Raw genomic sequence first — 25213 nt, 5'->3', positions numbered from 1 at the left:
TTCTTAAGACGTTTGTACCTATGATACGTGTCATGAAAGAAATCCCGTCGCGAAAACCCCAAGGATCAATGGGTCAGTCCAAAAGGTCAGCCGTTGCGCCAATGAAATTTAAAACCTCGCGGGTTTTGCTGTCCATTTGATAGATGCGATCGGCCACGCTGTAATAGATGTAATTCGGGTCCAAGCCATAGCGGTGTGGATTGCGGATCACCACGTAATCGCGGGTGATGCGATCACCACGATGGTACCAACTGTGGGAATGATCCCGATCATCATGATCATTGCGGTATTGTTTTTTCGCTTGGCCGGGTGGGACACAAGGCGGATTCTTCTTAGCGAGTCCCGGAGGGCAATGGCTGTACTGAACCGACGAATGGCCGTTTTTATGACCTTTGTCATTTTTTGCCAAAGCAGGTGTTGCAACGGCAAGGGCAAGGGTGGTTAGGATTGTTGCTGTGCGTATCATGTGAAGCTCCGTTCACTTGAATACTTAGCGGCATTGTTAGGGCCGCCAAGGGACGGCCCCGTGCATGGGCATTTTCACGCCGGTTTTCGCCGGTTACGAGCGGCCTCGTTTTTCAAACCTTGGTAACATGGCAGAAAAATCCATACCGTTGCCGTCTTCGTTTTCTACGAATTGTGTGTACAACTCAGTTGCGTGCTGGCCCAGTGGCGTATCCGCATTTGATGCTTCGGCGGCTTGTTGGGACAGGCGCAGGTCTTTCAGCATCAGTTCCGCTGCAAAACCGGGGCGATAGCCGTGGTCTGACGGGGAATCCGGCCCAACGCCGGGGGCAGGACAATAGGCGTTCATGCTCCAGCTGTAACCGGATGAGGTGGACACAACGTCAAACATTTTCTGCCGGTCCAGTCCCAGTTTATCCGCCAGCGCAAAAGCCTCGCAGGTGCCGATCATGGTGATGCCAAGGATCATGTTGTTACAGATTTTGGCCGCTTGTCCGGCGCCGCTTTCGCCGCAATGCACGGCTTTTTGGCCCATGATTTCAAACAGGGGTTCAGCCACAGCGAAAGCGGCTTCGGACCCGCCTGCCATAAAGGTCAGCGTACCAGCCGCAGCCCCGCCAACGCCGCCCGAAACAGGTGCGTCTACGGCCAGAAGTCCGAATGCAGTGGCGGCTTCGGCCACTGTGCGTGCGGATTCCACATCTACGGTGGAACAATCAATAAAGGCGGTGCCTTTGCCCATGACCTCGATGATTTCGCCCGCAACCGAGCTGAGGATCTTGCCATTGGGCAGCATGGTGATGACAGCGTCCTTGTTTTGCGCTGCATCCGATGCAGAGTCCACCTTGGTCACGCCTTCGGGCATGTCGGCTGTCAGATCAAAGCCGCTGACCTGATGACCCGCTGCCGCCAGATTGGCCGCCATAGGGCCGCCCATATTTCCTAGTCCGATAAATCCGATTTTCATGGTTTTCTCCTACAGCGCATTTTTCCCGAGGGGTTTTAACATTTTCTCAACGTCTGAATCTGTCACCGAGTCCAGATCGGGAATCTTCCAGACAGGGGTATGGGTGCGGTCGATGATCGCGCCTTTGATGCCTTCTACAAAATCACCAAATTCCGCCGCGCGATAGGTGAATTGATATTCTTCGGCCAAAGCCTGCTCAATCGTGTTGCGGGTACGCACGCGCTGGATCACGATAGGGGTGCAACTGACGGATATCGGGCTTTTTTTGCGCAAGTCGGACAAGGCTTTCAGGGAAAACTCGGTTCCGGCTTGGGATAGGGAATCGAGCACATCTGCGATGGTTTCCCATGCGAAATGGCAATCAATGTCGGATTGCTGGCCTTGAAACGATGCTGTCGGGGCAGGGGTTGCAGCCCGTTCAACTGCGCTGACATCGCCTGTTTTAACCAGTTTGGCGATCAGGCTCTCCCAGTTTTTGCGGGGGATAAAGTAATCAGCAAAGCCTGAATAAATTGCGTTGCCTGCATCCATACGGGTGCCTGTAGTGCCCAGATATTCGCCGATCCGGCCGGGGGCGCGGGCCAAAAGCAGTGATCCCCCCACATCCGGAACCAGTCCGATGCCGCACTCCGGCATGGCAATCTGGCTGTTTTCGCAGACGATGCGGTGGCTGCCGTGGCACGCAACACCAACGCCGCCGCCCATAGTGAACCCTTGCATCAAGGCTACATAGGGTTTGGGGAAATTGGCAATTTTGGCGTTCAGGCGGTATTCGTCACGCCAGAATTTCCGCCCGTATTCGTAATCGCCAGCACTGGCTGTGTCATAAAGTTTTTGAATGTCACCGCCGGCGCAAAAGGCTTTGTCGCCTTCTGCATCAATGATCACCAGCGCTACATCCGCATCGTCGCGCCAATCATCCAAAGCGGCCTCTATATCTAGGCACATCTGGTAGCTGAGCGCATTTAAAGCCTTGGGACGGTGTAAAGTGATGCGTCCTGCATGACCTTCTTTGCGAATGTGAAGTTCCATTAACCACGCTCCGCCAAGAGATGACGGGCAGTAATCAGCCGCATAATCTCGTTGGTGCCTTCCAATATTTGATGAACCCTAAGATCCCGCACGATTTTTTCCATGCCGTAATCCGCAAGATAGCCATAGCCGCCATGCAGTTGCAACGCGTCATTGGCCACTTTGAAAGCGGTGTCGGTGACAAACCGTTTGGCCATGGCGCAGAACTTTGACGCATCCGGCGCGCCTGTGTCCAGTTTCCAAGCGGCTTGGCGCAAGAATACACGGGCGGCTTGCAGTTCGGTTTCCATATCGGCCAGTTTGAATTGCAGGGCTTGGAATTGGTCGATGGTTTTGCCAAAGGCCTTGCGTTCGCCCACATAGGTTAATGCGGCGGTCAGGGCAGCTTGTGCCCCGCCAAGGGCGCCTGCGGAAATGTTCAAACGTCCCCCGTCAAGCCCCGCCATTGCATAAGCAAACCCACGGCCTTCTTCGCCGATCAGGTTGCCGGTTTCTATCTTGCAATCGTCGAACTGCACTTGGCTGGTGGGTTGTGACCGCCAACCCATTTTATCCTCTAGCGCGCCAAAAGACAGACCGTCGGCACCGTTTTCGACAACCACCGCCGATATGCCTTTGGGGCCGTCTTCGCCGGTGCGGCACATGACGATATAGGCGTCAGAATAACCGCCACCCGAAATAAACGCTTTGGTTCCGTTCAGGGTATAACCTTCGTTGGTGCGTTCCGCCCGTGTGCGCAATGCGCTGGCGTCAGAGCCTGATCCGGGTTCGGTCAGACAGTAAGAGAATATTTTTTCAAGCGAGGTAAGGCCCGGCAACCATTTGGTTTTTTGCTCTGGCGTGCCGAATTTATCAATCATGCCGCCGACCATATTGTGGATCGACAGGAATGACCCGACAGACGGGCAGGCCATGGCCAGGGCTTCGAATACAAGGGTTGCATCAAGGCGCGTCAGCCCCGCGCCGCCAAAGTCTTCGGAGACATAAAGACCGCCGAACCCCAACTCTCCGATTTCACGCCAGAGCGTTTTGGGGATGGTGCCGTCTTTTTCCCATTGCTGGGCAAAAGGGGCGATTTTTTCCTGCCCAAAGGCATAGGCCATGTCAAAAATTGCAGTTTGTTCTTCGCTCAGGGCAAAATCCATGAAAGGGCTCCGGTTTTTGGGGAATTGAACGTACGTTAACTTCCAACTGTTACATTAGTTTTGCAAGTGGAAAGAGTCTGGAAAAATTGAATTTTCCTGACGTCACATACGAAAAGGGCGGGGAATTCCCCGCCCTAAAAGCTGTACCTTATTCCATTGTCGGAATAGAGAATTCTGCACCTTCTTTGGTGCCTGATGGCCAGCGCGACGTCACTGTTTTGGTGCGTGTATAGAATTTAAACGCATCAGGGCCGTGTTGATTCAGGTCGCCAAAGGCAGATTTTTTCCAGCCGCCAAAGGTGTGATAGGCCAATGGCACGGGGATTGGCACGTTGATGCCGATCATGCCCACGTTTACGCGGTTGGCGAAATCACGGGCGGTGTCGCCGTCACGGGTAAAGATCGCAGTGCCGTTGCCGTATTCGTGATCCATCGCAAGGCCCAAAGCCTCTTCGTAGGTTTGCGCCCGTACAGTGGACAGAACCGGACCGAAGATCTCTTTCTGGTAGATGTCCATATCGCGGGTCACATTGTCAAACAGACATGCGCCAACAAAGAACCCGTCTTCGTACCCTTGCAGGGCAAAATCGCGGCCATCGACCACCAGCTTTGCGCCGTCTTTGATGCCGGTTTCCACCAGACCAAGGATGTTTTGCTTGGCTTGGGCGGTCACAACCGGACCGTAATCCACGTCATCGCCCGCTGTATAAGGACCAACTTTCAGGCTTTCGACCCGTGGGGCTAGTTTCGCGATTAGGCGATCTGCTGTGTCTTCGCCCACAGGAACCGCAACCGAAATCGCCATGCAGCGTTCGCCAGCCGCGCCGTAACCGGCACCGATCAGCGCATCAACGGCTTTGTCCATATCCGCGTCGGGCATGATGATCATGTGGTTTTTGGCACCACCAAAACACTGCACCCGTTTGCCGTTGGAACAGCCACGACCATAGATATATTGTGCAATCGGGGTGGACCCGACAAAGCCCACAGACTGGATGATGTCATTGTCGAGGATCGCATCAACAGCTTCTTTATCGCCGTTTACAACCTGCATGATCCCTTTGGGCAGGCCAGCTTCTTCCATCAGGGCAGCCAACATCATGGGAACAGATGGATCGCGCTCGGATGGTTTCAGGATAAAGGCGTTGCCACAAACGATGGCGGGCGCGAACATCCACATAGGGATCATGGCGGGGAAGTTGAACGGCGTGATGCCAGCCGTCACACCGAGTGCCTGTTTCATGGAATACATGTCGATGCCAGGGCCCGCGCCATCGGTGAATTCACCTTTCAGCAGTTGGGGCGCGCCAACGCAATATTCTACAACCTCCAGCCCACGGATCACATCGCCTTTGGCATCGGGCAGGGTTTTGCCGTGCTCGCGGGACAGGGCCTCGGCCAGTTTGTCCATGTCGCGGTGCAACAATGAGACCATTTTCATCATGACACGGGCGCGAACCTGCGGGTTTTTCGCTGCCCACTCAGGCTGTGCTGCTGCCGCGATTTCAACCGCTTTGGCCATTTCAGCTTCATTGGCCAAAGCGACTTTTGCCTGAACTTCACCCGTTGCAGGGTTGTACACATCAGCGGTGCGCCCGCTGGTGCCTGCCACGTGTTCGCCACCAATATAGTGTCCGATATTTTCCATGATATGGTCCTCCAAAGGAATTTGGCCTGTTATAGCCTTGCGTTTTTCCATCTAAAAGGCACAATAAACCAAATCCATTTTGCATTTTTGCAGATATGTAGAGCAAGGCGCAGGCAGATGAACGAGAGATTACGCTGGGATGATTTGCGCGTGTTTTTCTATGTGGCGCAAGGGGCGAGCCTGACCGCCGCTGCCAAAACCATGCGCATGGATCCTGCCACCCTGTCGCGGCGCATCGCGCGCTTAGAAGAGAACATGAACGCCGGCCTGTTTGTCAAAAGCCCGCAAGGGTATAATCTGACGGATGCGGGGCAGCGGCTTTTGACCCATGTGGACCAAATGGAACTGGCGGTGCGATCCGCACAGGGTGAGGTGCAGGATCAGGCGGATACCTTAACGGGTTCGATCCGGATCGGCGCGCCGGACGGAGCGGCGAATTTCCTGTTACCGCAGGTTTGCACAGAGATTTGCGATGAAAACCCGGGGTTGGATATTCAAATCCTTGCTCTACCACGGGTGTTGAACCTGTCCAAACGCGAGGCCGATATGGCGATTACCGTATCACCACCCAAAACAGGGCGGTTAAGTGTGCAAAAGATTACCGACTACACGCTGCATCTGGCCGCGACACGGGACTATCTGCGCGAACACACGCCTATTTTGGATAAATCCGATCTAAAAGACCATCGTCTGATTGGTTATATTAACGATCTGATTTTTGACGATGAATTGGATTACATGGGTGAAATCGCCGAAACCACCCATGCTCCGCTGACGTCAAACAGTTTTTCGGTTCAGATGAACTGGGTGCGGCGCGGGGCAGGGGTTTGTATCGTGCATGATTTTGCCATTCCCACCTTTCCCGAATTACAGCGCATTCTAACGGAACAAATTTCTTTAACGCGGTCTTTCTATCTGGTGCGCCACAGCGATGATCACCGCGTTGAACGCCAGAACCGCGTTGCCCAGCAATTGATCACCAAAATCCGCCGCGAAATAAGGCGTTTGCAAGCTGCTGCTTGACAGAACAGGTCTGTGCAACGCACGATAGAATCTACAGTTTACAGGAGGTTGTGCCATGTTGATCAAACAAATCCTCGCGGGGAAGACTGCGGGCAAGATCGCAACTGTGAAACCGGATGACACCGTCAGTGAGGCGGCCAACATTCTGTCCAAACACCGAATCGGCGCGCTGGTTGTGTCGCTGACGGGGACGGATGTGGCGGGAATTCTGTCTGAACGGGATATCGTGCGCGAGTTGGGCAAACGGGGAATTAGCTGCATGTCAGATGTGGTTGGCGACCTGATGACGGCTGATATCATCACCACCACGCCGTCCGAAACTGCAGAAACCGTGCTGCAAACCATGACAGACAAACGCTTTCGCCACATGCCAGTGATGGACGGCGGCCAGATGATCGGGATTGTCTCTATCGGGGATATTGTCAGTGCCCGTCTGGCGGAAATGCATTCGGAAAAGGATGCACTGCAAGACATGATTATGGGGCGGTAAAAAGGTGCAGTTCAAAGGGGAAAGCCTGCGGGGCAGCGGCGTGATCATTCAAGGTCGGGCCTGCTGCAAACAGGTGGCTGGGCGAAATCTGCGATATTTTTGAAAACGGTAACGTCACGTTTTATCTTGCAATTCACCTAACGTCAGCCCATCCAATGTGGGTCAAAAGCTAAAAAGGCCCTTACCATGCGCACTGGACTCTATCCCGGCACTTTCGACCCTGTGACCCACGGCCATCTGGATATTTTCCGCCGCGCCTGTTCGCTGGTGGATAAACTGGTCATTGGCGTTGCCATTAACCGCGACAAGGGGCCGTTGTTTACGCTGGAAGAACGGGTCGCCATGGTTCAAGCCACCTGCGGGGATATTGCGCGGGAAAACGGGATCGAGATTGTGGTGCATCCCTTTGAAAACCTGCTGATCCATTGCGCTCAAGAGGTCAACGCCTCGGTGATTATTCGCGGATTGCGGGCTGTTTCGGATTTTGAATATGAATTCCAGATGGTTGGAATGAACCGCGCGATGAACGATGACATCGAAACCGTGTTCTTGATGGCTGAGGCCGAACACCAGTCGATTGCATCCAAACTGGTCAAGGAAATTGCCCGTCTTGGCGGGGATATTGACAGCTTTGTCCCTGCGGATGTGGCCAAAGCCGTGCGCCAGAAATACGCGTGATCACGCCAATTTCAGCGCCGCAGGGCGAAACCACCCTTTCCCTTGGGAAGTGCATCTATTAGGGTGCCGAAAATTCAAACTGCGGAGGCCCGAATGGCTGATTTTAAAGACCCGGAAAACGGCATCATCATCACACTGAAAGGTGGGGACGTGAAAATCGACCTGCTGCCAGATGTTGCCCCCCAACATTGCGCGCGGATGAAAGAACTTGCCCGTAGCGGTCAGTATGACGGCGTGGTTTTCCACCGTGTGATCGACGGCTTTATGGCGCAAACTGGTGACGTGCAAAATGGCAACGCCAACGGTGACTTTAACATCCGCATGGCGGGCACAGGCGGGTCCAGCTTGCCGAATGTTCCTGCTGAATTCTCAAAAATTCCTCATGCTCGCGGGTCGATCGGCGCGGCACGCAGCCAAAACCCTGACAGCGCGAATTCGCAGTTTTTCATCAACTTCAAAGACAATGATTTCCTGAACGGTCAATACACCGTTTACGGCCAAGTCATTGAAGGCATGGATCATGTTGACGCCATCGTTCGCGGAGAGCCACCTGCGGAGCCGGATCAGATGATTTCTGTTAAAGTGGCGGCTGACGTATAATGCGGCTGTTCACAACGCTTTTGGCGGCTGCGACAATCGCAGCCGCGCCTCTGTTTGCAGCGGATGCTGAAAACACGCTGGTGATTGAGGTCGCAGGCGAAAACTCGGGCATTGTTGAAATCGAATTGCTGCCAGATGTTGCGCCCCGCCACGTAGAGCGGATCAAACGTTTGACCCGTGATGGTCTGTACAATGACGTGGTGTTTCACCGCGTGATTCCAGACTTCATGGCGCAAACCGGTGATGTAGAACACGGTCGCCGCGAAGGGTTCAACCTGCGTTATGCAGGCATTGGCGGGTCCGCTTTCCCTGATCTGCCGGCTGAATTTTCGGACATTGAATATGAAACCGGCGTAGTCGGCATGGCGCGGTCACAAGACCCGGATTCTGCCAACTCTCAGTTTTTCATCATGTTCGCGCCAGCGCCGTTTTTGAACGGCCAATACACGGTTGTCGGTCGGGTTCTATCCGGTCAGGACGTGGTGGATTCGATCAAAAAAGGCGATCAAGCTGCCAATGGCGCTGTGGCTGAACCTGATTATATGAAAACGGTTCAGATCAAATCCGACATTAAATAACTCTTACTGCGTCCCGTTCAGGGGCGCAGTTTAAACCGGCCCTGACACCTGATGTCATTGCCTTGGCCCGCGGATCAACTCTGGCGTGCTTTCACGTGAAACCCGTTATTACGCAAAGCGGTGCTGAGCGGTTGCAAAACGCCTGCATGGGATTCCCATTCCATCGGCTGTGGGATCAAAACTGCCCCAAGGGATTCCGCCCGTTGGCGCGTGCGATCGGCGAAATCCTGAGAGGCATGGGCCAGCCAGACATTTCCTGCCACATGACCACAGTTATAGTCTGAATATCGCCCCATAAACCCCTGATAAGGCGCTATAATTACCGTTCCAGGTCGGGCGTTTGAACAGATGCGTTGTTCCAATTCGATCAACAATTCAGGATTACGGATCGGTTGGTAGAAATAGATCACGTCATAGGCGGCATAGTCTTCAAAACAAAGCGCATCCCCCTGAAATATATCGCAATTATCTCCGGATATCGTAGCCATTAGGGTTTGCGCCGCCGCGACATATTTCGGATCAAATTCTAATCCGTCCGTACGGCCAAAGAATTCCGAGGCCAAAAGCACCTTGGTGCCACCGCCACAGCCCACGTCCAGAAACCGGATTGGCGTGTCACGGCGTTGTGCCAGACAAATGCGGTAGGCCGCGTGAAGATGGGCGCAAAACACTGAGGCTGGCAATGGAATATCTTTGAAAAAACCCATTTGTTCGGATTCGTCGCTTTGTTGGTCGCGGGCATTTACGAATTCATGCAGCTTCACCATCAAATTATCCAAGGCCGCAATCCGTTGCGCTGCGGGCGAGCCTTCTGCAAGCGGGGCGTCATAAAGCGGGCTGGGCTGATGATCCGCGCACAGACGCGCCGCGTTGATAATCCGGTTCCACAGTTCCAACATCCGTTTTGGGTCTGTGCCAAACAGATTTGCGTCCTGAAACCTCCGTCTTTCTGTTAGATTCAGGCTTTTATAATCGTTTGATTTTATAAACTTAGTGTAGTCATCCACAAGTTTAACCAGATCGCCGCGCAATCTGGACAGGGCGGAAAAAGCGATTTCCACAACCTCGGATTCGCGCTGATCTGCTGGTTTAGACAGCTCATCGCCAAGGGTTTGCGCATGCCCCCGCGCCTGATCACAGGCTTGCTGCGTTTTTTGACGCAGGGCGAGTGATCGGGCTTTGGGGGACATGGGCTATTCCTGAAGTCGGGCCAATGCGTGGCGTTTTTTTCCTGCTGACAGCTTAACAGAGCCGCGCAGCATATCAGTGGAAATCATCACACTTGTGTCCGTTAACACCACATCATCAAGCTTTGCCCCGCCATCGGAAATCAGCCGTTTGGCCTCTTTACCCGAACCGGACAAGCCCGCTTTGACCAGCAGTTGCACGATGGAAATGCCTTCACCAATATCGGCCGCATCAAAGGTAACCGTGGGCAAATCATCGCCAACGCCGCCTTTTTCAAACACTTCCCGTGCTGTGGCCTCGGCCGTGGCCGCCGCATCCGCGCCGTGGGCCAGTGTGGTTACAGCATTGGCCAGAATGGCCTTGGCCTCGTTGATTTCGCTGCCTGCAAGCGCGCCCAGGCGGTCACATTCATCCAGCGGCATTTCGGTGTACAGCTTTAAAAACCGCCCCACATCCGCATCCGTGGTATTGCGCCAGAACTGCCAGAATTCATAAGGCGAGCGCATTTCAGGGTTTAGCCAAACCGCACCATCCGCCGATTTCCCCATCTTTTTACCGTCAGATGTGGTCAGAAGCGGCGATGTCAGCCCGTAAACCTCGTTGGAAATCACCCGCCGTGTCAGGTCGATCCCGTTTACGATATTGCCCCACTGATCGGAACCGCCCATTTGCAGCAGACAGCCATAACGGCGGTTCAGCTCCATGAAATCATAGGCTTGCAGGATCATGTAGTTAAATTCGAGGAAAGACAGGCTTTGCTCACGGTCGATCCGGCTTTTAACACTTTCAAACGCCAGCATCCGGTTGACCGAAAAGTGCCGCCCGATGTCGCGCAGGAATTCAAGGTAATTCAACCCGTCCAGCCATTCGGCATTGTTCAACATCACGGCATCTGTGTCGCCATCGCCAAAGGCCACGTAGGAGGAAAACACCTGTTTGATCCCTGCGATATTGGCGTTGATCTGGGTGTCATCCAGAAGCGGGCGTTCATCGGCGCGGAACGACGGATCGCCCACTTTCGTGGTGCCGCCACCCATAAGAACAAGGGGTTTATTGCCGGTTTTCTGCAGCCAGCGGAACATCATGATCTGGATCAGACTGCCCACATGCAAGGATTTTGCAGTGGCATCAAAGCCGATATAGGCGGGCACGATTCCCTTGAGCAGGCGTTCGTCGAGCCCCTCCAGGTCTGTGCAGTCCTGTAAGAAGCCCCGGCTCTGCATTACGTGCAGAAACTCTGATTTGGGCTTGTATGTCATCGGTCTTTGTCTTTCTGTGCAGGTTCATTGGAAGGCCACGTATAACGGCTGGCAGACGAAAGGAAAGAGCATTGGCAGAATTTAAACCGATCCGTGCCCTTGGCCTGATGTCGGGCACATCAATGGACGGGGTGGACGGTGCGGTTTTAACCACCGATGGGGTCTCGATCCAAGATTTCGGCGAAAGCGCCTTTCGTCCGTTTACCAAAGCCGAGGCTGATATTTTACGGGCTGCCCAAGGCCTGTGGCCAGGTGATGATCCGGATATTCTGGCTGCGGCACTGGACGTGGTGCAATCCGCCCATGCGGATTTGGTGCTGGAGTTTGACAACATTGATCTTGTGGGATTTCACGGCCAAACCCTGAACCACGATCCCGATAAGGCTCGCACCTTTCAACTGGGTGATGGTGCGGATTTGGCACAGCGCACGGGTATTCCAACTGTTTGGGATTTTCGAAGCAATGACATGGTACAGGGCGGGCAGGGCGCGCCACTGGCCCCGTTCTTCCACTTTGCCTGTGCAAAATGGGCCGGCCTAGATGCCCCTGCTGCGTTCCTGAACCTTGGCGGTGTGGGCAACGTTACCTTGATCGACCCGAGCAAAGACACCCCAGAGGCGATTGGCGCATTGATGGCCTTTGATACAGGTCCGGCCAATGCACCGTTAAACGATCTGATGACGGCACGTCTTGGTAAAGACTATGATGAAAACGGCGCATTGGCGGCGCGTGGGCGCGTGGATGAAACCATCCTGACCCGCGTCTTCCAACGCCCGTTTTTCGCGCAAAAACCACCTAAATCACTGGACCGACACGATTTTCATGATGCGCTGCAGCTCGTGCAAAACCTGTCGGATGCAGATGCCGCTGCAACCTTAACTGCCTTGCCTGCGGCCTGTGTTGCAGCCAATCAAAGCCATTTAACGCTACAGCCGGAAAACTGGTACATCTGCGGTGGCGGCGCGCAGAACCCTGTTATTATGCGGGAATTATCCAAACGATTGTCTGGTACAGTCCACCAAATCGAAACGCTTGGTCTGGATGGTGACATGCTTGAAGCTCAGGCTTTTGCCTATCTCGCTGTGCGCAGCCAACGGGGCCTGCCGCTTTCAAGCCCCGCAACGACAGGATGCAAAGCACCAGCCCTTGGCGGTCAATTCAGCACGCCCTGATTTTTTGTTTGAAAAATATCCCCGAGCGGAGCGAAGATCAGCAAGGGGCAAAGCCCCGCCGCGCGCTTGGCCCGAAGGCCAAGCTAAAGGTTCGAATTAACGGGATGTTTCCGTCAGGCGACGACGCACATAGCCGTCTACATTTTCAATCATCGTATCCATATGGTCATTTTCAAAGAAATGCCCCGCACCATCCAGCACGGTATGGGTGATGGTGATGCCTTTTTGTTCGTGCAGCTTATCCACCAGATCCACGGTATCCGGAGGGGGGGCTACGCGGTCGCCTGACCCGTTGATGATCAGACCCGAGGCAGGGCACGGTGCCAGAAACGAAAAGTCATACATGTTGGCGGGGGGCGATACACTGATAAAGCCCGAAATTTCAGGACGGCGCATCAGCAGTTGCATGCCGATCCACGCGCCAAACGAAAAGCCCGCAACCCAGCAATGTTTTGCATTGGGGTTCATCGCCTGCAAATAATCAAGTGCGGCCGCCGCATCCGACAATTCACCGATCCCTTGATCGTATTCACCCTGACTTTTGCCCACACCGCGAAAGTTGAAGCGCAGCACGGTGAAACCCATTTTGTGAAAAGCATAATGCAGGTTGTAGACAACCTTGTTGTTCATCGTGCCGCCAAACTGGGGATGGGGGTGCAGGATGATCGCAATCGGCGCATCTTTTTGCTTTTGCGGATGGTAGCGGCCTTCCAAACGTCCGTCTGGACCGGGAAAAATTACTTCAGGCATGGGTGCGTACAGGCTCCGTTAGGGCAAGATTTTCCAAATGAGGGTTTGGCCAGATACATGCCAGAGACATGGTTGACTATTCCTCTCGGAAAACCTAGAACAATTCTAAATTGGGCGCGGGGGCCGCACTCCAAGCTGAACAGGAGTTAAGGCCTCATACCCCGCGCGTCAACACTTGCTATGGTGGAACTGCTGTGAAACTCAGTACAAAAGGCAGATATGCCCTTATTGCCTTGGTCGACTTGGCCCAAGAATCAAAAGGCGGGCTGGTCTCGCTCGGCGAAATTGCCGCGCGTCAGGATATTTCGCTGGCCTATCTGGAGCAGCTGTTCGTTAAATTGCGCCGCGCAGGTATTGTTGAAAGCGTTCGGGGGCCGGGTGGCGGCTATCGTCTGGCCCAAAGCACCGATGCTATTCGGGTGACGACAATCCTTGAGGCTGTGGACGAAACCATGGATGCGATGAGCAAGGGGGCGGGTGCCTCTGGTGCGTCTTCGGGGTCACGGGCGCAAAGCCTGTCCAACCGGTTTTGGGAAAGTCTGTCGGCCCATGTTTATGTATTCCTGCATCAGGCCCGTTTAAGCGACATTATCACCAACCAGATGGCGCCTTGTCCTGCGGTTCCGTCCTTGTTTCAGTTGGTGGATGAAAAATGACAGGGCAGGTGTTAGGTATTTTTGCTCTAAAGAAGCAGAAAGGCGGGGACTTATGAGCCGCGTTTATCTGGATTGGAATGCTACAGCTCCGCTGCGCGCTGAAGCGCGGGCGGCGATGATTGCGGCGATGGACGCTATTGGTAATCCGTCGAGTGTTCATGGTGAAGGGCGCAAGGCATTGGCGATAGTCGAGCGGGCACGGGCACAGGTTAAGGCGGCCTTCGGGGCGGGATCTGGTGATGTGGTATTTACCTCGGGTGCGACCGAGGGGGCTGGCTTGGTTCTGAACGGCGGCGGGTTTGCCTGTGCACCTGTAGAGCATGATGCAGTTTTTGCATGGTGTGATCCGTCTTTGGCAGTGTCACAAGATGGCGCAGTCTCGCTTAAAGATGCGGGGAACGCAGCACTTCAGATTGCCAATAGCGAAACCGGTGTTTTGCAATCATCGTTTGAAAACATTGGCTTGTGCGATGCAGTTCAAGCTTTTGGTAAGGTTCCGGTTGCCTTTGACTGGATGGGCGCAAAAGCGGCTTTATTATCTGCCCATAAAATCGGCGGGCCAAAAGGTGTTGGTGCTGTTGTGATCCAGCAAGGCCATGAGGTGCCGACCCTGATCAAAGGTGGCGGACAGGAACAAGGGCGGCGTTCCGGCACGGAAAACGTGATTGGAATCGCAGGTTTTGGTGCCGCAGTCGAAGCGGCGCAAAGAGATCTTGATGCGGGGCTGTGGGATCAGGTTGAAAAACTGCGCGATCAGTTGGAAGCCCGCCTTGTCGATGAAGCACCTGACGCTATCATTGTGGGGCAAGGGGCAAAACGCCTGCCCAACACAAGTTGCTTTGCCGTTCCCGCGTGGAAGGGTGAAACCCAAGTGATGCAGATGGATTTGGCAGGATATGCGATTTCAGCCGGATCAGCCTGTTCCAGCGGGAAAGTCAAGCAAAGTCGGGTGTTGAAGGCGATGGGCTTTGACGATACCAGCGCAAGTTCTGCCATTCGGGTCAGTTTTGGACCCACCACCACCGAAGATGAAATCATGGGTTTTGCCGATACCTGGCTGGCCCATTACCGGAAATTCAAAGCCCGCGCGGCCTAGGCTGCGGGCAACAATATAAGGACAGCAACAATGGCTGCTTTAGACGACGTGCAAGTCAAAGAAGGTGTCGATCAGGATACGGTCGATGCCGTGCAATCGGTGGGTGGAACCTATAAATACGGTTTTGAAACCGACATTGAAATCGAATACGCGCCCAAAGGGTTGAACGAAGATATCGTGCGGCTGATTTCAGAGAAAAACAACGAGCCGGAATGGATGTTGGACTGGCGTCTGGCGGCCTATCGGCGCTGGTTGAAAATGGAAGAGCCGGATTGGGCGATGGTGGATTATCCTGAAATTGATTTTCAGGACCAATATTATTATGCCCGTCCCAAATCCATGGTGGAAAAGCCGAAATCCTTGGATGAGGTTGATCCCAAGCTGTTGGAAACATACGCGAAACTGGGTATTCCGTTGAAAGAACAGGCCTTACTGGCAGGCGTTGAAGCCCCAGAGGGTGAGCGTCGAGTGGCTGTAGACGCGGTGTTTGACAGCGTTTCTGTCGGGACAACTTTCAAGGAGGAATTGGCCAAGGCGGGTGTTATTTTCTGCTCGATTTCCGAGGCAATTCAGGATCATCCCGAGTTGGTGAAGAAATACCTTGGCTCTGTGGTTCCCCAGTCTGACAACTATTATGCGACGCTGAATGCGGCCGTGTTTTCTGACGGGTCGTTTGTATATATTCCTGAAGGCACCAAATGCCCGATGGAGCTGTCCACCTATTTCCGGATCAATGCGGAAAACACGGGCCAGTTTGAACGCACGCTGATCATTGCAGACAAGGGCGCATATGTGTCCTATCTTGAAGGCTGTACCGCGCCTCAACGGGACATTGCACAGTTGCACGCCGCAGTGGTTGAACTGGTTCTGCTGGAAGACGCTGAAATCAAGTATTCCACCGTTCAAAACTGGTACCCTGGGGATGAAAACGGCAAAGGCGGTATCTATAACTTTGTGACCAAACGGGCGGATTGCCGTGGGGATCGCTCCAAAGTGATGTGGACGCAGGTGGAAACCGGTTCCGCTGTTACGTGGAAATACCCGTCATGTGTCTTGCGCGGCGATGACAGTCAGGGCGAGTTCTATTCCATCGCGATCGCCAACAACATGCAGCAGGCCGATACAGGCACAAAGATGATCCACCTTGGTAAAAACACCAAGTCGCGGATTGTGTCGAAAGGGATCAGCGCGGGTAAGGCGCAGAATACCTATCGGGGTTTGGTGTCCATGCACCCCAAAGCTGCCCATGCGCGCAATTATACCCAGTGTGACAGCTTGTTGATCGGCGATAAATGTGGCGCCCATACAGTGCCTTACATTGAGGTGAAAAATAACACCGCCCGTGTAGAGCACGAAGCCACAACATCCAAAGTGGATGACGACCAGCTGTTCTATTGCCGCCAACGGGGCATGGGCGAGGAAGACGCCGTGGCGCTTGTGGTGAACGGGTTCTGTAAGGAAGTGCTGCAAGCGTTGCCGATGGAATTTGCTATGGAAGCACAGGCGTTGGTTGCGATCTCGCTTGAAGGATCAGTCGGTTAAGCCGCTTAAACAGTTAAAAAAATGCGCTGCCCTGAGGGGGCGGCTGAAGAACATCCAAGGACAAGAAAATGTTAGAAATCAAAAACCTGCAAGTCGGTCTTGAAGAAGAAGACAAGCAAATCCTTAAAGGCGTGAACCTGACTGTGGAAACCGGCAAGGTACATGCAATCATGGGGCCAAACGGGTCCGGTAAATCCACGCTGTCTTATGTGTTGTCTGGTAAGGGCGGCTATGAGGTCACTGGCGGGTCCGCAACGCTGGAAGGCGTTGATATTCTGGATCTGGAACCCGAAGAACGCGCCGCTGCTGGTCTGTTTCTGGCGTTCCAATACCCTGTCGAAATTCCGGGCGTGGGTAACATGACCTTTTTGCGCACAGCTGTGAATTCACAGCGTAAAGCACGGGGTGAGGAAGAATTGTCAGCGGCGGAGTTCCTGAAAGTGGTTCGTGCCAAGGCGAAATCCTTGAAAATCGACGCGGAAATGCTGAAACGTCCGGTCAACGTGGGCTTTTCTGGAGGCGAAAAGAAACGCAACGAGATTCTGCAAATGGCGATGCTGGAACCAAAGATGTGTATCCTTGATGAAACCGATTCCGGTCTTGATGTGGATGCGATGAAGCTGGTTGCCGACGGTGTGAACGCATTGCGCGATGCAGGGCGGTCCTTTTTGGTGATCACCCATTATCAACGTCTGCTGGATCACATCAAACCTGATGTTGTGCACATCATGGCGGATGGCAAAATCGTTAAAACTGGCGGGCCGGAACTGGCACTGGAAGTTGAAAACAACGGTTACGCCGATATTCTGGCAGAGGTGGCCTAATGTCTGCCAAATTGAAACATAGGGGTGTTGTACCCGCGATAACCGTGCCTGACGGCGGCCAGTGGGTGACGCAAGCCCGCGAAACGGCTGCGGCTTTGCTGGCGGAAACAGGTTTGCCCCACCGGCGGGACGAGTATTGGAAATACACCGATCCAACAACACTGACAGCGGAAACGGCCACACCTGCGGCGATTTTCGAAAGTGATGAAGACCGTCCGTTTGACGCTGTTGATGCGGTGAAAATCGTCTTTGTAGATGGTTTCTATGACGCCGCACAATCCGATGATCTGACGTTGGCTGGTGTGGAAATAGAAACGCTGGCGGATGCGGCCAGCAAAGATATCCACTGGGCTGGCAGCGTTTTTGGCGTGCTAGAGGGCAGGGGCCAGACGCCTGTGTCCCGTCCTCTGGCATCGTTGAATACGGCAACCGCGACTGAAGGGTTTGTTCTTCGGGCAACGGGAAAAGCGGCAAAGCCTGTCAGCTTTATCTACCTGCACAGCAACGAATCCTCGGATGCTGTGATTCACCATGCGATCAAACTGGACGCAGGTGCTGATCTGACCGTTCTGGAAAACGGCCCAGCAGCCGCCCGTTTGAACGCAGTGATGGAAGTGGAAGTGGCCGATAATGCTGCGTTTCACCACGTTCGCGCCCAAGGCCGAGATCATGAGCGGCGCACAGCCACCCATATTTTCGCCCGTCTTGGCACGGAAAGCAGCTTTAAATCCTTTACTTTGACTGTGAATGGTGTGCTGACGCGCAATGACGCGATTGTGGAATTCACCGGCGATAACGCCCATGCCACCGTTGCAGGGGCTTGTGCAGGGGACGGCGCGTTTCACCACGATGACACGGTGTTTATTACTCATGATGCAGTGAATTGTGAAAGCCGTCAGGTGTTTAAGAAAGTCCTGCGCAACGGGGCTGTTGGCGTGTTTCAGGGTAAAATTCTGGTGAAAGCAGATGCGCAGAAAACCGATGGCTATCAAATCAGCCAAGGCCTGCTGCTGGACGAAAACTCTACCTTCCAAGCCAAGCCCGAGTTGGAAATCTACGCCGATGATGTGGCCTGTTCGCACGGGTCCACTGTTGGGGCGATTGATGAAACGGCGCTGTTTTATCTGACTTCGCGCGGGATTCCCCATAAGGCGGCGCAGGATATGCTGACTTTGGCGTTTCTGAACGAAGCCATCGAAGAGGTTGAGGATGACGCGCTTGGCGATGATCTTCGGGCCTTGCTCGAAGGTTGGATGGCACGGCGGCACGGCTGATGTCCTTGTTGATGGATATCGGCGCTGCTTATCGTAGCCCACGCAAGGCCATGGCCCATCAACTGGCGATTATGACTGAACCCCGCATCCTGATGCTGGGGTTCACCGCCTGCCTGTTGAACTATGTTGCGCGGATGCCTGATCTGGCTGCCATATCCTTTCTGGCAGAGGATGATCCTGCCACCATGCGCGCGCGTTTTGCGACGATGTTTGTGTCATCGGTCATTATGGCCCCGCTGTTTTTATACATTATCGCAGCTTTATCCCACCTGTTGCTGCGCGCCCTTGGCGGGCAGGCCACATGGCAAGAGGCGCGACTGGCCCTGATGTGGCCTGCATTGGTCGCCACACCACTGGTGCTGATTAGCGGCGCTTGCAAAGTCTTTGCTTCCCCTTCGGTTTTTTTAGTTGCCACAACGTTAACGGCTGTGGTTTTCTGCTGGCAATGGGTCACATGCCTTGCGACGGTTGAATTTCCCCGCAGGGTGAAGGCCTGATTAAAGTGTTGAAAAACAACATAAAAACAGAGCAGGCATATGACACATTCTGAAGAAGAATTTGAAGCTGGCAACGGCGTCTTTCAATTTGAACGCAGTGGTCTGGTTGACCGGATTAGCGATGCGTGGCGTGATATGCGCGCATCGACGCGGCGGTTGTTGCGGGAAAAACCCAGTGAAGGGCGGCTGATCTTTTATGTTCTCGCCTCGGATATGGTGTTTTTCGCCAGTTGGTCCCTGAAAACGCTGGTAGCGCCTGCATCCATTGCAGGCGGGATCATTTCTCCCGATAAAATCGGCCTGCTGATGATGGCCGCGCTGATGTTGCGCACGGCTTTGATGTATCTGTTTTCTTTGATTGTGCAGGTTTTTGCCAAACTGGCGCGCGGCAGTGCCACGTGGAAAGAGACCCGGACGGCAGTTTTCTGGGGCGCCTTTGTATCAGCGCCTTTCGGTCTGGCAGCGGCGGTTATTGCGGCTGTTATGGGGATGTATGAAGCCTCCTTGCCGATGTTGGGCAACAAATGGCTGGCTTTGCCGGTGTACTGGCTGGGGTTGATCCCGTTTGTTTGGTATATTGCCGCAGCGACCGCCGAAGCCCATAAATTTCGGATGACAAGCCCGACGTTCATGGCTATGTCGTTGTTTGCACTAGTTTTAACCGTGGCAACATTGCTGATCGGTGTTGGAGATATGTTCGGATGACCCCAAAGCGACTGTTTGATTTCCTGCCACTGGCAGTACAGTCGCTGACCCAACCCCGGGCCACTTTACGGCAGATTCTGGCGATACCGTTCGAGCGCAGTGAAATCATTCTTGCTGCGTGGCTTGTTATTGTCCTGAACCTTGCCTTTTCAACGCTTTTTGAAATCCTCGCGCCTGTGCCAAATGGCAGTTCAACAACTGCTGTGCCGCTTGGGACCAGTGTTGTGGTACTTGCGCTGACCATGTTTGGCGGTGCCTTTGTGATGTACCGCGTTGGGCGGGCTTTTGGCGGGACCGGCAGCTTTAACGACAGTTTAAAGACCATCACCTGGCTGAACTTCGTGGTCCTTTTGGTGCAAATCGCGATCCCGATTGTTAGCCTGCTCAGCGCCGAGGCAAGTGGCCTTGTGATCCTTTTGGTCTTTGTCATTGCCATGGTACAGATTACCGCAATGGTGATGGAGCTTCACGGGTTTACTAAGGTGGTGCCTGTGCTACTTGGCATCATAGGCGCGCAACTGGTGTTTGGTGCGCTGTTGCTTGTGGTGCTTGGAATGATGGGCGTCACTGTCCCAATGGAATCGGTAAACTAAACTATGTATGACGTTCAGAAAATCCGCGCAGATTTCCCTATTCTATCCCGCGAGGTGAATGGCAAGCCGTTGGTATACCTCGACAACGGGGCATCCGCACAGAAACCGCAGGTGGTGATTGATGCGATCACGCGGGGATATGCCGAGGAATATGCAAACGTCCACCGCGGGCTGCATTTCCTGTCCAATCTTGCGACTGAAAAATACGAGGCCGTACGCGCCACGATCCAAACCTTCCTGAACGCCGAACATGAAGACGAAATCCTGTTCAACTCTGGCACCACAGAAGGGATTAATCTGGTCAGCTACGCCTGGGCTGCGCCGCGCTTGCAGGCTGGGGATGAAATTATTCTGTCCGTTATGGAACACCACGCCAACATCGTGCCTTGGCATTTCCTGCGGGAACGCCAAGGGGTTGTGCTGAAATGGGTTGATACAGATGTGAACGGCGATCTGGATCCCCAAGCGGTGATCGACGCCATAACGCCAAAGACCAAGCTGATTGCAGTGACCCATATGTCTAACGTGATGGGCACAGTTGTGGATGTGAAGGCGATCGCCACTGCTGCCCATGCAAAGGGCGTGCCTGTGCTGGTGGACGGCTCCCAATCCTCTGTTCATATGCCGGTGGATGTGCAGGATATCGGCGCTGATTTCTATGCGATCACGGGGCACAAGCTGTATGGCCCGTCGTCTTCAGGTGCGATCTATATCAACCGTGCCCGTCAGGCCGAAATGCGCCCGTTTATGGGCGGCGGCGATATGATCCGTACGGTAGCAAAAGACGTGGTGACCTATAACGACCCGCCCCATAAGTTTGAGGCAGGCACCCCCGGCATCGTGCAAATGATTGGTCTGGGCGCTGCTATCGAGTATATGATGGGTGTCGGTATGGAAAATATCGCCGCCCATGAAAATGCGTTGCGCGACTATGCGCAATCCAAGCTGAGTGGGCTAAACTGGCTGAACATCCAGGGAAATTCTGCCACCAAAGGCGCGATATTCTCGTTCACTTTGGACGGCGCGGCCCACCCCCATGACATTTCCACTGTGGTCGATCAGCGCGGCATTGCTGTGCGGGCAGGGCACCACTGTGCGCAGCCTTTGATGGAACATTTGGGAGTTTCGGCCACCTGTCGGGCGTCCTTTGGCATGTACAACAGCACCGAAGAAGTGGACAAACTGGTCAGTGCGTTAGAGCTGTGCCACGAGTTGTTCGGCTGACAGGGCTGTTTGTGTTGATAGGTCTGGACTTGGATATTTGAACCAAAAAGAGGCTTGGTTCGGGCAGGAAATGTTACGGCGACATCTGTCCGTAACGTTAAATATGTTGCAGCTTGCCGCGATAACGTTATGAGTAACGTATGAGTACTTTTAACGTTAGGACGTAACGTGGCCCGTAGACCCACCCTGAAAGATATTTCCGAACTGGCAAATGTAAGTGAGATGACTGCCAGTCGCGTGTTGCGAGGCAAGGGCGAAGCCTCTGCTGCGACACGGGAACGGGTGTTAGAAGCGGCGAAATCGGTTGGCTATGTACCAAACCGGATTGCAGGATCGCTCAGCTCAAAATCGGTTGATCTGGTGGGGGTTGTTGTACCCTCGATCAGTAGTTTCGTTTTTGCCGAGGTTCTAACGGGGCTGTCTAACGTTCTAAAGACCACAGCTATGCAGCCTGTGTTTGGCGTTTCGGATTATGATCTGGAAACCGAGGAAACCGTTATTCGAGAGATGTTAAGCTGGCAACCCAAAGGGTTGGTGGTTGCAGGGCTTGAACACACGCCTGCTGCGCGCAAAATGATGCAGAACGCGGGTATTCCCATTGTAGAGATCATGGACGTGGACGGTGATCCGGTGGACTTGAATGTGGGGGTGTCCCATCGTCGGGCTGGGTATGAAACCGGCAAGGCGATTTTACAGCGGGGGTATAAGCGGCTGGGGTTTATTGGCACGAAATACCCTCTGGATCATCGGGCCGCCAAACGGTTTCAGGGGTTTCAACAGGCGTTGGCTGAAGCGGGTGTTATTTTAGCGGATCAAGAACTGTATACTGGGGGGTCAACGCTGCTGTTGGGCCGTCAACTGACTGAAAAATTATTGCAGCGGACACCCGATCTGGACGTAATCTATTATTCGTCTGACACCATGTCTTGTGGTGGGTTAATGCACTGTATCATGAACAATATTTCGGTTCCGGATCAATTGGGACTGGCCGGTTTCAACGGGCTTGACCTGCGTCACGGTATGCCGATGTTGACAGCTACGATGAATGCCTATCGCTTTGAAATCGGCAAACGGGCGGCGCAGTTGATTTTGGAACATGAACAGTCCGACTACAGGGCTGTGCGCCAAGTGATAGAGTTCAAGCCGGATGTAGAGTTGGGCGATACGCTGTAGGACCGCGGCTGACAACGGCACAGCCTAACGTTTCGTGTAGGGCGTCAACCAATTCGCTGACGGTATCCGTCAGCACAAATATCCCGTTGGTTTGGTCGGCAAGGCATCGGGCTGGTTCCCGTTTCAGTTCACCTTCCTCTGCGCTGAACCCCGGCCAGCGTTCAAAATTCTCATTTATTTTGAAACCGATAACATGGACTATTATCCCATCGGCGGCATACCCTGCAGCTTGCGTGCAGGGATCGCCACAGGTTTCACGCCCATCAGTGATGAGCACGACAATACCTGCCCCGTTGCCTGCAATCAGGGTTTGGGCGGCTGCATCTACGGCTTGGGTCAATGGCGTATCGCCTTCGGGTTCGACATTTTTTATGGCTGACAGGATCACGGGTTGACCGTTGGGGACGGGCGGGATTTCGACCGAAACATTTGCGCATGGGGCAGCGGCGCCCGGGCCATAAACCACCAGTCCCAAGCGCCGATACGGTGTGATGTCCGGTAAGGCGCGGTGCAATGCGTCGCGGGCGTCGTCAATACGGCGTGCAAAAGGGGCCTCTGCCGCCAAAGTTGCCATAGAGCCAGAGCCGTCAAACACCAACATCGCATCAAGGGCGCAATTGGCATGGCTGTTGGGGGCCGAAAATAAGGTTAATGCCGTGGTCAGACAGGCCAGTTTATGTGGCATAAAAGGCTCCTTTTCAGGAAGCATACCACGGGTGATGCAATCCACCTAAAACGAAAAAGGCGCCCCGAATGGAGCGCCTTTTCCTAAGTTTTTTCAGCCAATTAGCAGCTGTAGTACATGCCGAATTCAACTGGGTGCGGTGTATGCTCGTATTTGTACACTTCTTCCCATTTCAGCGCCATATAGCCTTCGATCTGGTCACGTGTGAACACGCCGCCTTCCAACAGGAAGTCCATATCTTTTTCCAGCTCGTTCAATGCTTCACGCAGGGAACCGGAAACCGTTGGGATATCAGCCAGCTCTTCTGGTGGCAGATCATACAGGTCTTTGTCTTGCGCTTCGCCCGGATTGATTTTGTTGCGGATACCGTCAAGGCCAGCCATCAACAATGCCGAGAAACACAGGTAAGGGTTTGCCGCAGGATCGGGGAAGCGGGCCTCTACGCGTTTTGCTTTTGGAGATTCGGACCATGGAATACGCACGCAGCCAGACCGGTTACGGGCGGAATAGGCACGCAGAACTGGGGCTTCAAAGCCGGGGATCAAACGTTTGTAGCTGTTTGTCGACGGGTTTGTGAAAGCGTTCAGTGCTTTGGCGTGTTTCAGAATACCGCCGATGAACCACAAGGCCTCGTCGGACAGATCAGCGTATTTATCACCTGCAAACAACGGCTTGCCGTCTTTCCAGATGGACATGTTCACGTGCATACCGCTGCCGTTATCGCCGTAGATCGGCTTGGGCATAAAGGTTGCGGATTTGCCGTAAGCATGGGCCACGTTGTGAATGATATATTTGAACTTTTGCAGTTCGTCCGCTTGATGGGTCAGCGATCCAAAGATCAGGCCCAGTTCGTGCTGACAAGACGCAACTTCGTGGTGATGCTTGTCGACCTTCATCCCGATGGCTTTCATCGTGGACAGCATTTCAGAACGCAGGTCTTGGCCAGCGTCGATCGGGTTCACAGGGAAATAGCCGCCTTTCAAACCGGGACGGTGACCCATGTTGCCCATTTCATAGGCTGTGTCTGTGTTCCAAGACGCGTCTGCTGCATCAACTTCGTAAGATACTTTGTTGATTGTATTGGCAAAACGTACGTCGTCAAACAGGAAAAATTCTGCTTCCGGACCCCAGAAAGACTGATCGCCGATGCCTGTAGAAATCAAATAAGCTTCGGCCCGTTCTGCTGTGGAACGCGGGTCGCGGTCATAAGATGCGCCAGTGTCAGGTTCCACAACCGAACAATGGATGCAGAGTGTTTTTTCGGCGTAAAACGGGTCGATGTATACGGTGTTTGTATCCGGGATCAGTTTCATGTCGGATTCTTCGATGGATTTCCAGCCAGCGATAGAGGAACCGTCGAACATGAAGCCTTCTTCGAACCAGTCTTCGTCAATTTCATCAACGATCACTGTGACGTGCTGCAATTTTCCGCGTGGATCCGTGAAGCGAACGTCGACGTAAGCGACATCCTCGTCCTGGATCATTTTCATGACGTCTTTTGCACTCATTGTAATACTTCCTTGTTAGAGTTGTTCTTTTCGGTCCGAGGCGCGGATTACAGTGCCTCAGGGCCTTCCTCGCCGGTCCGGATACGGATGGCTTGTTCGACTGTCGAGATGAAGATTTTACCGTCGCCGATTTTTTCAGTCCGCGCGGCTGCGATGATGGCTTCGACGGCAGCGTCTACCAGATCATCGGAAATGACCACTTCGATTTTTACTTTTGGCAGGAAATCCACAACATATTCTGCACCGCGGTACAATTCTGTGTGGCCTTTTTGACGGCCAAAGCCTTTGGCCTCGATTACGCTAAGCCCTTGAACGCCTACTTCTTGCAGCGCCTCTTTCACTTCGTCGAGCTTAAAAGGTTTAATGATCGCTTCGATCTTTTTCATGGCGCCGCCTCCTGCGTGTTTTCAAATTCCCTATCGCTCAAACAAGGTTTTGCGG

At 53.7% G+C, this 25213-nt stretch carries 27 protein-coding genes; 16 read left to right on the top strand and 11 right to left on the bottom strand.

Annotated elements, in window-relative coordinates; genetic code table 11:
* Nucleotides 1-73 precede the first annotated feature (73 nt).
* From GGE09_RS12055 to GGE09_RS12035, 5 genes are all read right to left on the bottom strand, one after another.
* Nucleotides 74-466, bottom strand: coding sequence for an excinuclease ABC subunit A (locus tag GGE09_RS12055; protein WP_309746381.1), 393 nt, complete (start codon nt 464-466; stop codon nt 74-76).
* Between the two features lie 93 nt (nt 467-559).
* On the bottom strand, nt 560-1432 hold the full coding sequence (gene mmsB / locus GGE09_RS12050) for a 3-hydroxyisobutyrate dehydrogenase (RefSeq protein ID WP_309746380.1): 873 nt from the start codon (nt 1430-1432) through the stop codon (nt 560-562).
* A gap of 9 nt (nt 1433-1441) precedes the next feature.
* The gene (locus tag GGE09_RS12045; RefSeq protein ID WP_309746379.1) at nt 1442-2464 is read right to left on the bottom strand and encodes an enoyl-CoA hydratase/isomerase family protein; all 1023 of its coding nucleotides are present in this window, start codon (nt 2462-2464) and stop codon (nt 1442-1444) included.
* On the bottom strand, nt 2464-3609 hold the full coding sequence (locus GGE09_RS12040) for an acyl-CoA dehydrogenase family protein (RefSeq protein WP_309746378.1): 1146 nt from the start codon (nt 3607-3609) through the stop codon (nt 2464-2466). Before GGE09_RS12040 ends, GGE09_RS12045 begins: the two co-directional genes overlap by 1 nt.
* 148 nt (nt 3610-3757) lie before the next feature.
* Nucleotides 3758-5257: a CoA-acylating methylmalonate-semialdehyde dehydrogenase gene (locus GGE09_RS12035; RefSeq protein WP_309746377.1), complete on the bottom strand. Its 1500-nt coding sequence runs from the start codon at nt 5255-5257 to the stop codon at nt 3758-3760.
* Between the two features lie 117 nt (nt 5258-5374).
* Between GGE09_RS12035 and GGE09_RS12030 the strand changes: the two genes are divergently transcribed.
* The 5 genes from GGE09_RS12030 (at nt 5375) to GGE09_RS12010 (ending at nt 8626) form a co-directional block, all read left to right on the top strand.
* The gene (locus GGE09_RS12030) at nt 5375-6280 is read left to right on the top strand and encodes a LysR family transcriptional regulator (RefSeq protein WP_309746376.1); all 906 of its coding nucleotides are present in this window, start codon (nt 5375-5377) and stop codon (nt 6278-6280) included.
* 55 nt (nt 6281-6335) lie between these two features.
* Nucleotides 6336-6770, top strand: coding sequence for a CBS domain-containing protein (locus GGE09_RS12025; protein WP_309746375.1), 435 nt, complete (start codon nt 6336-6338; stop codon nt 6768-6770).
* A 186-nt stretch (nt 6771-6956) separates the two neighbouring features.
* A complete protein-coding gene (gene coaD / locus GGE09_RS12020; protein ID WP_309746374.1) occupies nt 6957-7448 on the top strand; it encodes a pantetheine-phosphate adenylyltransferase in 492 nt (163 codons plus the stop codon).
* Nucleotides 7449-7541: 93 nt separating this feature from the next.
* A complete protein-coding gene (locus GGE09_RS12015) occupies nt 7542-8048 on the top strand; it encodes a peptidylprolyl isomerase (protein ID WP_309746373.1) in 507 nt (168 codons plus the stop codon).
* A complete protein-coding gene (locus GGE09_RS12010; protein WP_309746372.1) occupies nt 8048-8626 on the top strand; it encodes a peptidylprolyl isomerase in 579 nt (192 codons plus the stop codon). The genes GGE09_RS12015 and GGE09_RS12010 overlap by 1 nt, the downstream gene beginning before the upstream one ends.
* A 74-nt stretch (nt 8627-8700) precedes the next feature.
* Here the strand turns inward: GGE09_RS12010 and GGE09_RS12005 are convergent, their stop codons facing one another.
* On the bottom strand, nt 8701-9816 hold the full coding sequence (locus tag GGE09_RS12005) for a class I SAM-dependent methyltransferase (protein WP_309746371.1): 1116 nt from the start codon (nt 9814-9816) through the stop codon (nt 8701-8703).
* A 3-nt stretch (nt 9817-9819) separates the two neighbouring features.
* Nucleotides 9820-11073, bottom strand: coding sequence for a tyrosine--tRNA ligase (gene tyrS, locus GGE09_RS12000; protein ID WP_309746370.1), 1254 nt, complete (start codon nt 11071-11073; stop codon nt 9820-9822).
* A 71-nt stretch (nt 11074-11144) separates the two neighbouring features.
* Between tyrS and GGE09_RS11995 the strand changes: the two genes are divergently transcribed.
* Complete coding sequence (locus GGE09_RS11995) at nt 11145-12245, top strand: anhydro-N-acetylmuramic acid kinase (protein ID WP_309746369.1); 1101 nt, start codon at nt 11145-11147, stop codon at nt 12243-12245.
* Between the two features lie 96 nt (nt 12246-12341).
* Here GGE09_RS11995 and GGE09_RS11990 read toward each other — a convergent pair whose 3' ends face one another.
* Nucleotides 12342-12995, bottom strand: coding sequence for an alpha/beta hydrolase (locus tag GGE09_RS11990; protein WP_309746368.1), 654 nt, complete (start codon nt 12993-12995; stop codon nt 12342-12344).
* A gap of 194 nt (nt 12996-13189) precedes the next feature.
* On the opposite strand from GGE09_RS11990, the gene GGE09_RS11985 reads away from it, so the two are divergent.
* From GGE09_RS11985 to GGE09_RS11940, 10 genes are all read left to right on the top strand, one after another.
* A complete protein-coding gene (locus GGE09_RS11985; protein ID WP_309746367.1) occupies nt 13190-13651 on the top strand; it encodes an Rrf2 family transcriptional regulator in 462 nt (153 codons plus the stop codon).
* Nucleotides 13652-13703: 52 nt separating this feature from the next.
* Nucleotides 13704-14747, top strand: a complete 1044-nt coding sequence (locus GGE09_RS11980; RefSeq protein ID WP_309746366.1) for a cysteine desulfurase family protein — start codon at nt 13704-13706, stop codon at nt 14745-14747.
* 30 nt (nt 14748-14777) lie between these two features.
* Nucleotides 14778-16289, top strand: coding sequence for a Fe-S cluster assembly protein SufB (sufB, locus tag GGE09_RS11975; RefSeq protein WP_309746365.1), 1512 nt, complete (start codon nt 14778-14780; stop codon nt 16287-16289).
* A gap of 68 nt (nt 16290-16357) precedes the next feature.
* Nucleotides 16358-17113 carry a Fe-S cluster assembly ATPase SufC gene (gene sufC, locus GGE09_RS11970; RefSeq protein WP_309746364.1) on the top strand — a complete coding sequence of 252 codons (756 nt, stop codon included), beginning with the start codon at nt 16358-16360 and terminating at the stop codon, nt 17111-17113.
* Nucleotides 17113-18387 carry a SufD family Fe-S cluster assembly protein gene (locus GGE09_RS11965; protein WP_309746363.1) on the top strand — a complete coding sequence of 425 codons (1275 nt, stop codon included), beginning with the start codon at nt 17113-17115 and terminating at the stop codon, nt 18385-18387. Before sufC ends, GGE09_RS11965 begins: the two co-directional genes overlap by 1 nt.
* A complete protein-coding gene (locus tag GGE09_RS11960; protein ID WP_309746362.1) occupies nt 18387-18884 on the top strand; it encodes a hypothetical protein in 498 nt (165 codons plus the stop codon). Before GGE09_RS11965 ends, GGE09_RS11960 begins: the two co-directional genes overlap by 1 nt.
* Nucleotides 18885-18923: 39 nt before the next feature.
* Nucleotides 18924-19589, top strand: a complete 666-nt coding sequence (locus GGE09_RS11955; RefSeq protein WP_309746361.1) for a hypothetical protein — start codon at nt 18924-18926, stop codon at nt 19587-19589.
* Nucleotides 19586-20182, top strand: a complete 597-nt coding sequence (locus GGE09_RS11950; protein WP_309746360.1) for a YIP1 family protein — start codon at nt 19586-19588, stop codon at nt 20180-20182. Before GGE09_RS11955 ends, GGE09_RS11950 begins: the two co-directional genes overlap by 4 nt.
* A gap of 3 nt (nt 20183-20185) precedes the next feature.
* Nucleotides 20186-21406 carry a cysteine desulfurase gene (locus GGE09_RS11945; RefSeq protein ID WP_309746359.1) on the top strand — a complete coding sequence of 407 codons (1221 nt, stop codon included), beginning with the start codon at nt 20186-20188 and terminating at the stop codon, nt 21404-21406.
* Nucleotides 21407-21574: 168 nt separating this feature from the next.
* Nucleotides 21575-22579 (top strand): LacI family DNA-binding transcriptional regulator, encoded by a 1005-nt coding sequence (locus GGE09_RS11940; protein ID WP_309746358.1) that lies wholly within the window; start codon nt 21575-21577, stop codon nt 22577-22579.
* On the opposite strand, the gene GGE09_RS11935 is transcribed toward GGE09_RS11940, so the two are convergent.
* The 3 genes from GGE09_RS11935 to GGE09_RS11925 all read right to left on the bottom strand — a co-directional run bounded on the left by GGE09_RS11935 (nt 22545) and on the right by GGE09_RS11925 (nt 25158).
* Nucleotides 22545-23264, bottom strand: a complete 720-nt coding sequence (locus tag GGE09_RS11935; protein WP_309746357.1) for a VWA domain-containing protein — start codon at nt 23262-23264, stop codon at nt 22545-22547. The two genes, GGE09_RS11940 and GGE09_RS11935, sit on opposite strands and share 35 nt — an antisense overlap.
* Nucleotides 23265-23365: 101 nt before the next feature.
* Nucleotides 23366-24772: a type I glutamate--ammonia ligase gene (gene glnA, locus GGE09_RS11930; protein ID WP_309746356.1), complete on the bottom strand. Its 1407-nt coding sequence runs from the start codon at nt 24770-24772 to the stop codon at nt 23366-23368.
* 47 nt (nt 24773-24819) lie between these two features.
* On the bottom strand, nt 24820-25158 hold the full coding sequence (locus GGE09_RS11925) for a P-II family nitrogen regulator (RefSeq protein ID WP_309746355.1): 339 nt from the start codon (nt 25156-25158) through the stop codon (nt 24820-24822).
* Between the last annotated feature and the right edge of the window lie 55 nt (nt 25159-25213).

Source organism: Roseobacter sp. N2S, assembly GCF_031454055.1.
Taxonomy (GTDB): domain Bacteria; phylum Pseudomonadota; class Alphaproteobacteria; order Rhodobacterales; family Rhodobacteraceae; genus Amylibacter.
This window is presented reverse-complemented; position numbering and strand designations above follow the sequence as displayed.

What these genes read in the sequence shown, in the direction of transcription:
- GGE09_RS12055 (WP_309746381.1), bottom strand. Translation starts at nt 466, where the DNA reads ATGATACGCACAGCAACAATCCTAACCACCCTTGCCCTTGCCGTTGCA.
- mmsB (WP_309746380.1), bottom strand. Translation starts at nt 1,432, where the DNA reads ATGAAAATCGGATTTATCGGACTAGGAAATATGGGCGGCCCTATGGCG.
- GGE09_RS12045 (WP_309746379.1), bottom strand. Translation starts at nt 2,464, where the DNA reads ATGGAACTTCACATTCGCAAAGAAGGTCATGCAGGACGCATCACTTTA.
- GGE09_RS12040 (WP_309746378.1), bottom strand. Translation starts at nt 3,609, where the DNA reads ATGGATTTTGCCCTGAGCGAAGAACAAACTGCAATTTTTGACATGGCC.
- GGE09_RS12035 (WP_309746377.1), bottom strand. Translation starts at nt 5,257, where the DNA reads ATGGAAAATATCGGACACTATATTGGTGGCGAACACGTGGCAGGCACC.
- GGE09_RS12030 (WP_309746376.1), top strand. Translation starts at nt 5,375, where the DNA reads ATGAACGAGAGATTACGCTGGGATGATTTGCGCGTGTTTTTCTATGTG.
- GGE09_RS12025 (WP_309746375.1), top strand. Translation starts at nt 6,336, where the DNA reads ATGTTGATCAAACAAATCCTCGCGGGGAAGACTGCGGGCAAGATCGCA.
- coaD (WP_309746374.1), top strand. Translation starts at nt 6,957, where the DNA reads ATGCGCACTGGACTCTATCCCGGCACTTTCGACCCTGTGACCCACGGC.
- GGE09_RS12015 (WP_309746373.1), top strand. Translation starts at nt 7,542, where the DNA reads ATGGCTGATTTTAAAGACCCGGAAAACGGCATCATCATCACACTGAAA.
- GGE09_RS12010 (WP_309746372.1), top strand. Translation starts at nt 8,048, where the DNA reads ATGCGGCTGTTCACAACGCTTTTGGCGGCTGCGACAATCGCAGCCGCG.
- GGE09_RS12005 (WP_309746371.1), bottom strand. Translation starts at nt 9,816, where the DNA reads ATGTCCCCCAAAGCCCGATCACTCGCCCTGCGTCAAAAAACGCAGCAA.
- tyrS (WP_309746370.1), bottom strand. Translation starts at nt 11,073, where the DNA reads ATGACATACAAGCCCAAATCAGAGTTTCTGCACGTAATGCAGAGCCGG.
- GGE09_RS11990 (WP_309746368.1), bottom strand. Translation starts at nt 12,995, where the DNA reads ATGCCTGAAGTAATTTTTCCCGGTCCAGACGGACGTTTGGAAGGCCGC.
- GGE09_RS11980 (WP_309746366.1), top strand. Translation starts at nt 13,704, where the DNA reads ATGAGCCGCGTTTATCTGGATTGGAATGCTACAGCTCCGCTGCGCGCT.
- sufB (WP_309746365.1), top strand. Translation starts at nt 14,778, where the DNA reads ATGGCTGCTTTAGACGACGTGCAAGTCAAAGAAGGTGTCGATCAGGAT.
- sufC (WP_309746364.1), top strand. Translation starts at nt 16,358, where the DNA reads ATGTTAGAAATCAAAAACCTGCAAGTCGGTCTTGAAGAAGAAGACAAG.
- GGE09_RS11965 (WP_309746363.1), top strand. Translation starts at nt 17,113, where the DNA reads ATGTCTGCCAAATTGAAACATAGGGGTGTTGTACCCGCGATAACCGTG.
- GGE09_RS11960 (WP_309746362.1), top strand. Translation starts at nt 18,387, where the DNA reads ATGTCCTTGTTGATGGATATCGGCGCTGCTTATCGTAGCCCACGCAAG.
- GGE09_RS11955 (WP_309746361.1), top strand. Translation starts at nt 18,924, where the DNA reads ATGACACATTCTGAAGAAGAATTTGAAGCTGGCAACGGCGTCTTTCAA.
- GGE09_RS11950 (WP_309746360.1), top strand. Translation starts at nt 19,586, where the DNA reads ATGACCCCAAAGCGACTGTTTGATTTCCTGCCACTGGCAGTACAGTCG.
- GGE09_RS11945 (WP_309746359.1), top strand. Translation starts at nt 20,186, where the DNA reads ATGTATGACGTTCAGAAAATCCGCGCAGATTTCCCTATTCTATCCCGC.
- GGE09_RS11935 (WP_309746357.1), bottom strand. Translation starts at nt 23,264, where the DNA reads ATGCCACATAAACTGGCCTGTCTGACCACGGCATTAACCTTATTTTCG.
- glnA (WP_309746356.1), bottom strand. Translation starts at nt 24,772, where the DNA reads ATGAGTGCAAAAGACGTCATGAAAATGATCCAGGACGAGGATGTCGCT.
- GGE09_RS11925 (WP_309746355.1), bottom strand. Translation starts at nt 25,158, where the DNA reads ATGAAAAAGATCGAAGCGATCATTAAACCTTTTAAGCTCGACGAAGTG.